We start from the raw sequence: 12,293 nt of genomic DNA, 5'->3' as shown, positions 1-12,293 counted from the left end.
GGATGTGCGGTGCTCATGCCGGTGCCTCTCGTGGGTCAGTTTTCCGGTGGGTGGGGTGGGTTCAGGTGCAGTCCCGTTCGGTGCGCAGGCTGGTGAGCAGCTGGGTGAGGACCTGCTCAGCACGGTCGCGGACCGCCTCTGCGCCGGTGGCCAGGGCGAGGACGGCGATGCCGGTGGAGGTCGCCTGCAGCAGGGCGAGTGAGGCCTCGGTCGGCTCGGCGCCGAAGGAGGTGATCAGCGCGGCACCGAGTGGAGCGATCCCGGCGCCCAGCGCCGAAAAGGCACGGCGTACTCCCGGGTCGGCGTCGGCGCTCTGTGTGAGCGCCGTCAGGATCCGCGTCTGACGGGGGTCGACGAGCACGTCTACGAGGCCGGTGACCTTCGCCGCCGGGTCCTCGGCCGACACCGCCTTACGCAGGGCCTCGATCCGTCGGCGCACCGCCTCGTCGGCGACGGCGAGCAGAAGGTCGGCTCGCGTGGGGAAGTAGTACGTGAGATGGCTCTGTCGCAGCCCGGCACGCCGGGCGACCCGCGGCTGAGTGAAGCCGCTGAGCCCCTTCTCCTGGATGACGTCGAGCGCTGCCGCCACGATCGCCTCCCGCCTGGCTGCCACGTAGGCCTCCTGGTTGGTTGGTTAACCAATGTGGTGGAACGCTTCTCTCTTGGCAAGAGCCGTAGCCGCAGCGCGGCACCTGCGCTCCACCGGGCACGGATGACCTGGAGAACGTTCAGCCACCGCGGCACCACGACGGGCACCGGGAGTCGTCTCTGCCGCCGTCCCGCCCGCCGTCAGCGATGGCGCGCGGCCTGCTTCCTCGGGTGCTGGCTGCCGACGGCGCGCGGTCATCACGGGAACCGCCTTCGACACAGCCGATCTCCAGACATCACGTCCCCATGGCCGCGAACGAGCATGTCCGTTCGGACGTCCGCCGATGGACAAGTGGACCTTTCGATCGCTGCCCTAGCCGCCCTGCGGCGACCCAGCCTCAAGCCCAGCTACGCACCGCCGGCACTGTAGAAGACCGAGCGTCAGGTGGCACACACCTCTTGCATCTCAGGAGTCGGGCAATTCGTGGTGGCGAGTAAGTGGAGGCTTATCAGCACCCCCAGCGACATGGGCAGCAAGGGAACGGCGGACTACCGAAGGCGGCGTAAGGAGGCCGAGCGCCGACGTCGAGTGAAGGCTGACCGGACGGCGTTCGGGCCCCCGCTTTCAACGGTCGTCGATCACGAAAGGCGGTCACCGGAACGACGAGCCGCGGCCACCGACTGCGCTTGGTGCGGCGGACCGATCACCCGACGCAGCCGTAGCCCGATCCCGAAGTGGTGTTCAGCCACGTGCCGGCACCGCGCGTGGAAACAGACCAGGGCCGCAGCGTCGGGCCGGTCCGCCGTCGAGGTGGTCGAGCGGCGCGTCAAGGTCCCCGTCCCCGTCACACCGGCACGCCACGACTGGCCATGCCTGCTCGAGGAGCTCGCTCGCCAGATCGAGGACGGCCGCGTCTACAACCGCGACCTACTTGACCTGTCCGACGCGCTCAGCACCGTCCTCGAGGCATATCGCCGCCACCCCTATGTGCGTAGTGGATCGGTCGAGCACCAGCGCAGGAGCAGGCGCGACAACGAGCTCGTCGCGGCCTGATCGGCTGAGCTACGACCGCGCTCCTGGGACTGCAGGACAACTGGAGAAGCGCCCGCACGCTGACTGATGCGTGAGGTGGTCGAGCGGCGCTGACAGCAGTTGCGGCCACTCCGCCAGCCACCAGCCGACATCCAGCCCCTGGAGAGCCGCGTGACTCACATCAATGCCTCGACCAGCACAACCGACCTCATGACCCTCGCCGAGACCGCCGCCTATCTACGGACACCCGTCGCCACACTCCGGTACTGGAGACATCTCGGCGAAGGACCGGCCGGCTTCCGCCTCGGACGCCGAGTCGTGTACCGGCGCGAGGACGTAGATCGGTGGATCGGTGAACGCCAACGGTCTGACGCGTCCTGAGGCGTCTGGCCCCCTGTCTACGTTGGCCAGGCATTCTGCACGTCACAGCTCGATTGACCTGGAGGTCACCGTGGCGAGCATTCAAGACCGGTGGCGCCGCAAGGACCCGATCACGGGCCGGCTGGTGCCAACAGCCCAGGACGGGCAAGGCTTGCGCTACCGACCTCAGTTCCGCGATCCGTCGGGACGTCAGGTGGCGAAGTCCTTTGCCCTGAAGCGGGACCCCCAGCGCTGGCTCGACGACCAGACGGCGCACATCGCGCGGGGTACCTACGTCGACCCGGGCGCAGGACGCATCACCTTTCGCGAGTTCTACGTCGACTGGTCCAGCCGGTAGGTGTGGGCGCCCGGGACGGTTCTGGCGATGAAGCTGGCCGCCGGTTCGGTGCCGTTCGCGGACGTTCCGCTGCGGTCACTGCGCCGATCGCACATCGAGGGCTGGATCAAAGGCATGATCAACCGCGGACTGGCCCCCGGCACTGTCCACACCCGGACCAACAACGTGCGCGCTGTCCTGCGCGGCGCCGTCGCGGACCGGCTCATCTCCAGCGACCCGAGCGTCGGGGTCGCACTCCCCCGGCGCCGGCGCGCGCAAGCGGCGATGACGCTGCCTACTGCAGCGCAGGTCGGAGCCGTCCTGACGGCGGCCGACGAACGCTTCCGACCGTTCGTCGCGCTGTGTGCGTTCGCCGGCCTCCGGCTCGGCGAGGCCGCCGGCCTTCGGGTCGAGGACATCGACTTCCTCCGTCGCACTCTCACCGTCACCCGGCAGGTCCAGCGGGCCGGACGAGGTCAGGTGGAGATTCGAGCCCCCAAGTAGGGCAGCGAGCGGGTCGTCTTCCTGGCGCCGGGGCTCGTCGACATGCTTGCCGCGCACATCGCTGCTCACCGACTGCTGAACGGCTGGATCTTCACCGGAGAAGGCGACCAGCCACCGCACCAGAACACCGTCGGCCACCGCTGGCGCACCGCCACGGCGGCTGCCGGGGTCCCCGGTCTGCGGATGCACGACCTCCGGCACTTCTACGCCTCGGGCCTGATCGCCTCCGGATGCGACGTCGTCACCGTGCAGCGCGCCCTCGGGCACGCCTCGGCCACCACGACGCTCTCGACCTACTCACACCTGTGGCCGACCGCCGAGGACCGCACGCGGGCGGCCGCGCAGGCCTTGCTCGCGAAGTCCTGTTGACTGAGTGTTGACTGGAGACATACTGCAGACCGTTGACCTGCGGAAATAGGCCGATTTACACGTTGAAGCGGAACTCCACGACGTCGCCGTCCTGCATGACGTAGTCCTTGCCCTCCATGCGGACCCAGCCCCGGGACCGCGCCTCCTGCAGAGAGCCGGCCTCGACCAGCTGGTCGAAGGACACGATCTCGGCCTTGATGAAGCCGCGCTGGAAGTCGGTGTGGATGACGCCGGCGGCCTGGGGGGCGGTCGCGCCGACCGGGATGGTCCAGGCGCGGGCCTCCTTGGGGCCGGCGGTCAGGTAGGTCTGCAGGCCGAGGGTGGCGAAGCCGACCCGGGCCAGCTGGTGCAGGCCGGGCTCCTCCTGGCCGATGCCGGCGAGCAGCTCGGCGGCCTCGTCCTCGGGCAGCTCGGCGAGCTCGGCCTCGATCTTGGCGTCCATGAGGATCGCCTCGGCCGGCGCGACCATGGCCCTCAGCGAGGAGATCAGCTCCTCGTTGGCCAGCTCCTCCTCGTCCACGTTGAACACGTAGAGGAACGGCTTGGTCGTCAGCAGGGTCAGCTCGCGCAGCGGCTCGGGGTCGACGCCGGCGGCGAAGAGGGTCCTCCCCTCGTCGAGCACGGCCTGCGCGGCGCGGGCGGCGTCGAGCAGCGCGGCGCGCTCCTTGTCCTTCTTCGCCTCCTTCTCCAGCCGCGGGATCGCCTTCTCCAGCGTCTGCATGTCGGCGAGGACGAGCTCGGTGTTGATCGTCTCGATGTCGTCGGCCGGGCTGACCTTGCCCTCCACGTGGACGACGTCCGGGTCGCTGAACACCCGGATCACCTGGCAGATCGCGTCGCTCTCGCGGATGTTCGCCAGGAACTTGTTGCCCAGCCCCTGCCCCTCGCTGGCGCCGCGCACGATGCCGGCGATGTCCACGAACGACACCGTCGCCGGGATGACCTTCTGCGAGGAGAAGACCTCCGCGAGCTTGTCCAGGCGGGGGTCCGGGACGCCGACCACACCGACGTTGGGCTCGATGGTGGCGAACGGGTAGTTCGCGGCCAGGACGTCGTTCTTGGTCAACGCGTTGAACAGCGTCGACTTGCCGACGTTGGGCAGCCCGACGATGCCGATGGTGAGACTCACGGGAGTCCAGGGTACGGCCCCGCTCCCGCGCTCGGCCGGGGCCGACGACCAGCGGGCGGGCGCCGTGATGCGCACCTGCGGCGCACCTCCTGCCCGGAGTGCGCCACCCCCGCACATCACCCGCGCGATGGACGGCGGACCACGACCGCTGGTCACGACGAGGAGCGCACCGCTACGGTCCGTGACCCGCACCACAGGTCGGGGGGCCTGCGGGCGGCGGTCGGGAGGACGCGACGTGCAGCGAGTGGTGTGGGCGGCGCCGGCGGCGTGCGTCCTGGCGATCGGCGGCACGACCAAGCTCCTCCACGCGGTCTTCCTCCCGGAGACCCGGCCGCTGACGCTCGTCGGCGGTGCCGGCATGGTGCTCGTCGCGCTCGCCCTCGGTCTCTCCGCGCGGTGGAGACGCCGGGCGCGGTCCACGCGCTGACAGGGGCTGCCGACCGCGCGCCGCCGTCCTAGCCTGCCCAGGTGGCCGACAACCCGCTCCAGCAGCTCGTCCAGCGGCGTCTGGCGGAGATCGGCGGCACCCTCGAGGAGGCCTCTCGCCGGTCGAGCTGGGCCATCGCGCCGCAGACCATCGCCCGCATCGCCTCCGGCCGGCACTCCGGGATGGTCAGCGAGCGGCTCGCGGCGGCCCTGGCCCGCGCGATCGACGTGCCCGAGAACCGGGTCCGCCGGGCGGCCGGGTTGCCGTCGGTCGAGGACGCCCGCGCCGACGTCGCCACCGGCCCGCACCTGCGCGTCGTGGGGGACGACGGCCGGCTCCGGTAGCCCGCACGGCGGCGTCCGGAAACCGCCAGTCGTCGACGCCCCGCAGTGCCATGCTCGCTGCATGACACCGCCGCTGGACCCCGAGCGCTGCTACCGCGCGGTCGCCAGCCGGGACGCCCGCTTCGACGGCTGGTTCTTCACCGCCGTCGCGACCACCGGCATCTACTGCCGCCCGTCGTGCCCGGCCCGCACGCCGCTGGCCCGCAACGTCCGCTTCTTCACCACGGCGGCCGCCGCCCAGGGCGCCGGCTACCGCGCCTGCCGCCGGTGCCGCCCCGACGCGGTGCCCGGCTCACCGGAGTGGGACGTGCGCGCCGACGTCGTCGCCCGCGCCATGCGGCTCATCGCCGACGGCGAGGTCGAGCGCTCCGGCGTCCCGGGCCTGGCCGCCCGGCTCGGCTACTCCGACCGCCAGCTGCACCGGCTGCTGGTCGGCGAGCTCGGCGTCGGCCCGCTCGCCCTCGCGCGCGCCCAGCGCGCCCAGACCGCGCGACTGCTCATCGAGACCACCGACCTGCCGATCGCCGACGTCGCCTTCGCCGCGGGCTTCGCCAGCATCCGCCAGTTCAACGACACCGTCCGCGAGGTCTTCGCCACCACCCCCACCGAGCTGCGCCGCGGCGCGCCGGGTCGGAACGGCGCGGCGCCCGGCGCGCTGACCCTGCGGCTGGCCGCCCGGGCCCCCTACGACGCCGCGGAGGTGCTGCTGTTCCTCGGCGCACACGCCGTCCCGGGGCTCGAGGAGTGGGACGGCACGACGTTCTCGCGCGTGCTCGACCTGCCGCACGGCCCGGCCGTCGTCCGGCTCTCCCCCGCGGCCGGCGGCGGCCCCGCCGTGACCGCGCGGCTGCGGCTCACGGCGCTGCGCGACCTCGGGGTCGCCGTCGCCCGTTGCCGCCGGATGCTCGACCTGGACGCCGACCCGGCCGCGGTCGACGACGTGCTGTCCGCCGACCCGGCCCTCGCGGCGCTGGTCGCCGCCGCACCCGGCCGGCGGGTGCCCGCCTCGCCCGACGCCGCCGAGCTCGCCGTCCGTGCGGTGCTCGGTCAGCAGGTGTCCGTGGCCGGCGCCCGCACGCTCACCGCCCGGCTGCTGACCGCGGCCGGCACCCCGCTGCCCGAGCCGGTCGGCACGCTCACCCACGCCTTCCCCCGGGCGGCCGCGCTCGCCGGGGCCGACCTCACCGCGGTCGGGCTGACCGGGGCGCGGTGCCGCACGGTCGCCGCACTGGCCGGCGCCCTCGACCGCGGTGCCGTCGCGCTGGACGCCGGAGCCGACCGCGAGGAGGCCGTCGCGGGGCTGCGCGCCGTCGCCGGCATCGGCCCGTGGACGGCGGCGCTCGTCGCGATGCGCGGCCTCGCCGACCCCGACGTGTGGTTGCCCGGTGACCTGGCGTTGCGGCGCTCGCTGGCAGAGCTGGGCAGCTCCGACACCGATGCCGCCACCCGCTGGCGCCCGTGGCGTTCGTACGCGGTCATGCACCTGTGGGCAGTGGCCGTCCCCGACCTCTTCCGACGCCGCCCACCGTCTCTTCCCGATCGGAGCGCCTCATGACTCCTCCATCCGCCCGGTACGCCACCGTGGAGACACCTCCCGGGCCCTTCACCGTGGTCGTGACCTCCGACCCGCACCGCCCCGACACCGTCCTCGCCGCCGGCTGGACCGACGACGCCGCCGACCTGCTCCCGCTGGTGCACCGCGCGCTGCGCCCCACCTGGGTGGAGCGGGCCGACCGGCTGCCCGTCCTGGACGCCGTGGACGCTTTCGTCGCCGGCGACGTCCGCGCGATCGACGACGTGCCGGTGCGGCAGCGGTCCGGCCCGTTCCTCGAGGACGCGTGGGAGGTGCTGCGCACCGTGCCGCCGGGCGAGCCGGACACCTACACCGAGTTCGCCGCGCGCTGCGGCCGTCCCTCCGCGGTGCGCGCCGCGGCCAACGCCTGCGCGCGCAACGCCGCCGCCCTGTTCGTGCCCTGCCACCGCGTCCTGGGCTCCGACGGGGGGCTGGGCGGCTTCCGCTGGGGGACGCCGGTCAAGCGCTGGCTCCTCGACCACGAGGCGGCGTCGGTCGCCCGGCCCGACCTGACCCTGGTGGTCTGAGCCGCCGTCCGCCCGGCCTCCACGGAACTGTCGGACGCGTCCTGCACCCTCGTTCCCCGTGGACGCCGCCTCCCTGCTCATCGGACTCCTCGTCGGCGCGCTGCTCGGCGCCGCCGTCGCGCTGGGCGTCGTCGCGCTGGTCTCCCGGCGGCGCCCGGCCGACGACGGCCTGGAGCCGGTGCACGAGTCGCTGGACCACCTGCACCGGCTGCTGGCCGGCATCGAGCGGGCCCGGGCCACGGCGCACGGGGAGCTCCGCGAGCAGATGGGCACCGTCGGGCAGGTCTCGACGCAGCTGCGCCAGGAGACCGCGGCGCTGGTCACCGCGCTGCGCACCCCGCACGTGCGCGGCCGCTGGGGCGAGGTCCAGCTGCGCCGGGTCGTCGAGGTGGCCGGGCTGCTCGAGCACTGCGACTTCGTCGAGCAGCCCAGCAGCACCAACGACGCCGGCGCGGGCGTGCGGCCTGACCTGGTGGTGACGCTGGCCGACGGCCGGCAGGTGGTCGTCGACGCGAAGGTGCCGTTCACCGGGTACATCGAGGCGGTCCAGGCCGAGGACGTCGCGGTCCGCGCGGAGCGGATCGCCGCCCACGCCCGCCAGCTGCGCGCCCACGTCGACGCGCTCGCCGCCCGCCGCTACCCGACCGCGTTCCGTCCCGCGGCCCCGTTCACCGTGCTGTTCGTTCCCTCCGACGGGTTCCTCACCACCGCGCTCGAGGCCGAGCCCGGCCTGCTGGAGTACGGCTTCGCCCGGGACGTGGTCCTGGCCACGCCGAGCACCCTGCTGGCGCTGCTGCGCACGGTGGCCTACTCCTGGCGGCAGGAGCGGCTGGCCCGGGACGCCGACCAGGTGCTGGAGGTCGGCCGCCGCCTGCACGCCCGGCTGGGCACCCTGTCGGGCCACCTCACCCGGCTGGGCTCGGCACTGAGCTCCACGGTGACCCGGTTCAACGACGCGGTCGGCTCCTACGAGAGCTCGGTGCTGGTGGCCGCCCGCCGCTTCGACGACCTCGGCGTGGCCGAGACGCCGGTGCCGAGCCCCGCGCCGCTGGAGGCGACGGTCCGCACCCTGCGCCCCACCGAGCTGCCGCCGCCTCCCGAGCTGCCGCTGCCCGGCGAGTGTGCGGCCGAGGTGACCGGCGACCGCGACGGCACCACAGGTTGACCGGTCAGCTTTTCGCAACTCGACCCACATCAGCCGTCGCCGCAGTACCGTTTCGTCACAGAGGCACCCGGAGACACGGGGTGTCCTCACGGGCGGTGGTCGACATTGGCACTTCTGCACAGCGCTCCGTCGCTGCGTCCTCCCCGCCCCGGCCCTCCACCGTCGTTACCGTTGCCCGAGACAGCGGCCCCCTCCACGGGGGTCCAGCACGAGGGACGGGAGGTGCGCCATGGCGGCGAGCACGGCCGACACCTGGCGGGAGTCCGGGGTCCGCGCCGAGCGGCGCGCCCCTGCCCGGGCCGGCCGGCCCGAGGGCGACGAGCACGTCGCGCGCGTCCCCCGGCCCCCGGTCCCGCCGCTGCCCCCGCTCCCGGCGCGGGGCGGTGCCGCCCGGCCGGTGCGCTCCACCGACATCCCGCCGCTGCCCGAGCACCTCGCCCGGACCAGCCGCGGCCCGTCTGACGAGGAGCCCCCCATGGCTGCCCGGAGCTCCGCCGTCCGCGCGTCCGAGCACGGCCGGCACGAGCGCCGGCCGGTCGAGCGCACCCGCCGTCCCGCCGAGCGCGAGGACGTCGAGGTGCGGCGCGGCAGCGCCCGTCCCGCCGAAGCCCGCGCGGCCGGCCGGGAGGCCCGGCAGCCGGAGAGCGGCCGCCTGCGCGGCGCCGTGGCGGTCCTCGCCGTCTTCCTGGTCACGCTGGCAGCGGCCTGCCTCGAGTCCGTGCTGGGTGCGGGGCTCGGGCTGATCACCCTGGTGGCACTGGCCGGCGCCACCGCGGGCGCCGCCCTGACGGTGCGCCGCCGCGACCTGGTGTCGGTGGTGGTGGCCCCGCCGCTGCTCTACGTGGTCGCCGCGTCGATCACGACCGCGCTGTTCGGCACGTTCAACCTCGCCGGCGTGGCCACGCTGCTGATCCGCGGCTTCCCGGCGATGGCCGTCGGCACCGGGGCCGGCCTCGTGGTCGCGCTCATCCGCTGGGCCGCCCGCCGCTGAAGCAGGCCCCGAGCGGGGCCGTCACTCCCCCGGCGTCGTCCCGCCGCGGCTCACGGCGATGTGCTTGGCCGTGTCGGCGTAGTGCCGGAAGCGGGTCACCCGGCCGGTGTCGTCGAAGGTCCACAGGTGCAGTTCCTCGTCGTCGAGGCGCGCTCCGTTGGGCAGCTCGAACGACCCACTGATCTCCGCGACGACCTGACGACCGTCGCCGATGATGTCGAGCACCTCGAAGCGCAGCAGCGTCCAGGTGCCGACCAGCTCGAAGAAGCCCGCGACCTCCGCCGGTCCCCGCCGGGGCGTCAGGTGCTCGACCCCGGCCCGCTGCGCGGTGTTGTCCGCCCACTCCTCCCAGCGGACGTCCTCGGCCAGCGCCGACAGGATCGCGGGGACGTCGCCGCGGCCGAAGGCGGCGTAGATCCCGGCGACCGTGGCGGCGTTGCCGGGCCCGGTCGTCTCGGTGGACTGGGTGGTCGGGCTGCTGCTCATGACGGACACCTCCGGGCGAGCCGACGCACGCCCGCGAGCCTGGCGTCAGCCCGCTCCCCCCGACCAGGGACCTCCGACCCTGGTCAGGCCCGCTCCCGCTTGGTCAGGCCCGCTCGGCCCGGCCGGGGCGCAGCTCGTGCGGCAGCGCGAACACCAGTCGCTCCTCCGCGGCCTTGACCGTCTCGACGTCGGCGTAGCCGCGCTCGGCGAGCCAGTCGAGCACCTCGCTGACCAGCACCTCGGGCACCGACGCGCCGCTGGTGACGCCCACGGTGGCGACGCCGTCCAGCCAGGTGGGGTCGATCTCGGAGGCGAAGTCGACCAGGTGCGCCGCGCGGGCCCCGGCCTCGAGCGCGACCTCCACCAGCCGCACCGAGTTCGAGGAGTTGGTGGAGCCAACGACGACCACCAGGTCACAGGAGGGCGCCATCTGCTTGACCGCCTGCTGCCGGTTCTGGGTGGCGTAGCAGATGTCGTCGCTCGGCGGGGACTGCAGCGTCGGGAACCGCTCCCGCAGCCGGTCGACGGTGCTGAGCGTCTCGTCGACCGACAGGGTGGTCTGCGACAGCCACACGACCTTGTCCGGGTCGCGCACCTGCACGGCGGCGACGTCGTCGGGGCCGTCGACCAGCTGGATGTGCCCGGGCGCCTCACCGGAGGTGCCCTCGACCTCCTCGTGGCCGCGGTGGCCGATCAGCAGGATGTCGTAGTCGTCCTTGGCGAACCGCTTCGCCTCGGAGTGCACCTTGGTCACCAGCGGGCACGTCGCGTCGATGGTCCGCAGCTGCCGCGCGGCGGCCTCGGCGTGCACCGCCGGGGAGACCCCGTGGGCGCTGAAGACGACGACCGCACCCTCGGGCACCTCGTCGGTCTCGTCGACGAACACCGCGCCCCGGCGCTCGAGGGTGGCCACCACGTGCTTGTTGTGGACGATCTGCTTGCGGACGTAGACCGGCGCCCCGTGGATCTCCAGGGCCCGCTCGACCGCGACCACCGCCCGGTCCACGCCGGCGCAGTAGCCCCGGGGATCGGCCAGCAGGACGCGTCCGCGCTGATCAGCCATGGACCCATGGTAGGTGGGCCACCCGTCCCGCCCCGGCGGCGCGAGGAGACGCCCGTCACCTCCTGCGCCCGACCGGGTGGCGTCGGTCGAGGTGAGGCTGCCATCCGCGCACGGCTGGGGCAGGCTTGGTGCATGTCGCGTGAGATCCCGCAGGCCATCCGAGCCGTCGCCGGCCTGGCCGCCACCGTCCTCGACGAGGCCCGCCGGCTGCCGCAGACGCTGCCGGCCCTGCCGGTCCGGGTGATCGGCCTGGCCATGCAGGCCACGATGAAGATCCAGCAGCAGTACGCCGGCCTGGTGGCCCGCGGCGACGAGGTCTTCACGGGGATGCGCGGCGAGGACGAGCCGGGTCTGGCCACCTTCGACGAGGACCTCCCGGCCGCCTCGGGCAACGGGGTCCGGACGTCGGCCTTCGACCGCGCGGCCGAGAGCGTCCCCGACGAGGAGCTCGCCGAGGAGGTCGCCCAGCTCATCGACGACGAGGTCTCCGGCCTGCCGCCGGAGCCGGCGCCCGAGGAAGTGGTCGAGGCGCTGCAGGACATCACCGACGAGGTCACGGCCGCCCAGCTGGACCTGGCCGAGCCCGGGCTGACTCCCGAGGACGCCCTCGAGACGGCGCTGCTGGAGGCCGACGGCGCCCCCGACAGCGCCCTCGTCGACGGCGGCACGACCGAGGGGTCGGTCGACACCGACCTCATCGCGGAGAGCCCCGCGCCGGTCAGCGAGGAGGCCCCGGAGTCCGCACCGGCCGAGCCGATGGCCGACCTCGACGGCGCGCCCGCCGTCGAGACGGCCGACGTCGCGACCGACGTCGACGTGATCACCCCGGACGGCGAGATCGCCACGGTCGAGGCGACCGTCACCGACGAGGGCGTCGCCGCACCGGAGACCGCCGAGGAGCCACCCGCGCCCCCTGCCGGGACGACCGCGACGGCGACCGGGACCCCCGAGACGCTCGCCGCAGGGACGACCGAGATGGCGGAGACGGCGGAGGCGCCCGCCGCGGAGCCCGAGGCGCCCGCCGCGGAGCCGGAGACCCCCGCGGACGCCACCGAGCAGGTGCTCGCCACCGACGAGGGCGGCACCACGGTCGCCGCGGCCACCGGCCACCGCACCGACGTCGAGGAGACCACGCCCGCCGAGGCCGACGAGGCCGCGGACACCGCCGGCGCCGCGGCGGCCGGGGCCGCGCCGGTCGAGGGCTACGACAACTTCACGATCGCCCAGCTGCGCGGCCGGCTGCGTGGCTACCAGCTGGCCACGGTGCAGGACCTGGTGGCCTACGAGGAGGCGACCCGCAACCGCGAGCCGTACCTGCGGATGCTGCGCAACCGCCTGGAGAAGCTCGAGCGGCAGGCGGTGGAGGCCAGCCCGCTGGCTCCGCGCGGCATGTGAAC

The 12,293-nt window shown here is 73.9% G+C and carries 15 protein-coding genes and 1 pseudogene; 12 read left to right on the top strand and 4 right to left on the bottom strand.

Translation table 11 applies throughout. From position 1 onward, the window contains the following. Nucleotides 1-61: 61 nt before the first annotated feature. Complete coding sequence (locus ACI789_RS07680) at nucleotides 62-613, bottom strand: TetR/AcrR family transcriptional regulator (protein ID WP_457007694.1); 552 nt, start codon at nucleotides 611-613, stop codon at nucleotides 62-64. 786 nt (nucleotides 614-1,399) lie between these two features. On the opposite strand from ACI789_RS07680, the gene ACI789_RS07675 reads away from it, so the two are divergent. The 5 genes and pseudogenes from ACI789_RS07675 to ACI789_RS07655 all read left to right on the top strand — a co-directional run. Next, on the top strand, nucleotides 1,400-1,642 hold the full coding sequence (locus ACI789_RS07675) for a hypothetical protein (protein ID WP_457007692.1): 243 nt from the start codon (nucleotides 1,400-1,402) through the stop codon (nucleotides 1,640-1,642). A 189-nt stretch (nucleotides 1,643-1,831) separates the two neighbouring features. Then, a complete protein-coding gene (locus tag ACI789_RS07670; RefSeq protein ID WP_135130945.1) occupies nucleotides 1,832-2,002 on the top strand; it encodes a helix-turn-helix transcriptional regulator in 171 nt (56 codons plus the stop codon). A 193-nt stretch (nucleotides 2,003-2,195) separates the two neighbouring features. Then, complete coding sequence (locus ACI789_RS07665; RefSeq protein ID WP_457007689.1) at nucleotides 2,196-2,339, top strand: hypothetical protein; 144 nt, start codon at nucleotides 2,196-2,198, stop codon at nucleotides 2,337-2,339. A gap of 27 nt (nucleotides 2,340-2,366) precedes the next feature. Then, nucleotides 2,367-2,822 (top strand): tyrosine-type recombinase/integrase, encoded by a 456-nt coding sequence (locus tag ACI789_RS07660; RefSeq protein ID WP_457007687.1) that lies wholly within the window; start codon nucleotides 2,367-2,369, stop codon nucleotides 2,820-2,822. Nucleotides 2,823-2,840: 18 nt separating this feature from the next. Next, a pseudogene (locus ACI789_RS07655) lies at nucleotides 2,841-3,191 on the top strand (tyrosine-type recombinase/integrase); the annotation flags it as partial. Between the two features lie 55 nt (nucleotides 3,192-3,246). Here the strand turns inward: ACI789_RS07655 and ychF are convergent. Next, entirely contained in the window at nucleotides 3,247-4,320 is a 1,074-nt protein-coding gene (gene ychF / locus ACI789_RS07650; protein WP_457007685.1) for a redox-regulated ATPase YchF, read from the bottom strand. A 235-nt stretch (nucleotides 4,321-4,555) separates the two neighbouring features. Here ychF and ACI789_RS07645 point away from each other — a divergent pair, with 235 nt between their 5' ends. From ACI789_RS07645 to ACI789_RS07620, 6 genes are all read left to right on the top strand, one after another. Beyond that, complete coding sequence (locus tag ACI789_RS07645; RefSeq protein WP_457007683.1) at nucleotides 4,556-4,747, top strand: hypothetical protein; 192 nt, start codon at nucleotides 4,556-4,558, stop codon at nucleotides 4,745-4,747. A gap of 41 nt (nucleotides 4,748-4,788) precedes the next feature. Beyond that, nucleotides 4,789-5,091 carry a hypothetical protein gene (locus tag ACI789_RS07640; RefSeq protein ID WP_457007681.1) on the top strand — a complete coding sequence of 101 codons (303 nt, stop codon included), beginning with the start codon at nucleotides 4,789-4,791 and terminating at the stop codon, nucleotides 5,089-5,091. Between the two features lie 61 nt (nucleotides 5,092-5,152). Then, entirely contained in the window at nucleotides 5,153-6,646 is a 1,494-nt protein-coding gene (locus tag ACI789_RS07635; RefSeq protein WP_457007679.1) for an AlkA N-terminal domain-containing protein, read from the top strand. Then, a complete protein-coding gene (locus tag ACI789_RS07630) occupies nucleotides 6,643-7,191 on the top strand; it encodes a methylated-DNA--[protein]-cysteine S-methyltransferase (protein WP_457007677.1) in 549 nt (182 codons plus the stop codon). Before ACI789_RS07635 ends, ACI789_RS07630 begins: the two co-directional genes overlap by 4 nt. A gap of 58 nt (nucleotides 7,192-7,249) precedes the next feature. Beyond that, nucleotides 7,250-8,356 carry a DNA recombination protein RmuC gene (locus tag ACI789_RS07625; protein ID WP_457007675.1) on the top strand — a complete coding sequence of 369 codons (1,107 nt, stop codon included), beginning with the start codon at nucleotides 7,250-7,252 and terminating at the stop codon, nucleotides 8,354-8,356. A gap of 229 nt (nucleotides 8,357-8,585) precedes the next feature. Beyond that, complete coding sequence (locus ACI789_RS07620; RefSeq protein ID WP_457007673.1) at nucleotides 8,586-9,347, top strand: DUF6542 domain-containing protein; 762 nt, start codon at nucleotides 8,586-8,588, stop codon at nucleotides 9,345-9,347. A gap of 21 nt (nucleotides 9,348-9,368) precedes the next feature. On the opposite strand, the gene ACI789_RS07615 is transcribed toward ACI789_RS07620, so the two are convergent. Together ACI789_RS07615 and ACI789_RS07610 are read right to left on the bottom strand one after the other, a co-directional pair. Further along, nucleotides 9,369-9,833 carry a nuclear transport factor 2 family protein gene (locus ACI789_RS07615; protein ID WP_457007671.1) on the bottom strand — a complete coding sequence of 155 codons (465 nt, stop codon included), beginning with the start codon at nucleotides 9,831-9,833 and terminating at the stop codon, nucleotides 9,369-9,371. Nucleotides 9,834-9,936: 103 nt separating this feature from the next. Next, nucleotides 9,937-10,896 (bottom strand): 4-hydroxy-3-methylbut-2-enyl diphosphate reductase, encoded by a 960-nt coding sequence (locus ACI789_RS07610; RefSeq protein ID WP_457007669.1) that lies wholly within the window; start codon nucleotides 10,894-10,896, stop codon nucleotides 9,937-9,939. 132 nt (nucleotides 10,897-11,028) lie between these two features. Between ACI789_RS07610 and ACI789_RS07605 the strand changes: the two genes are divergently transcribed. After that, the gene (locus ACI789_RS07605) at nucleotides 11,029-12,291 is read left to right on the top strand and encodes a lipid droplet-associated protein (protein WP_457007667.1); all 1,263 of its coding nucleotides are present in this window, start codon (nucleotides 11,029-11,031) and stop codon (nucleotides 12,289-12,291) included. The last annotated feature ends 2 nt before the right edge of the window (nucleotides 12,292-12,293 follow it).

The organism is Geodermatophilus sp. SYSU D00965 (assembly GCF_054050075.1).
The sequence above is the reverse complement of the archived record's forward strand: the minus strand, read 5'-3'. Positions and strand labels throughout refer to the sequence as shown.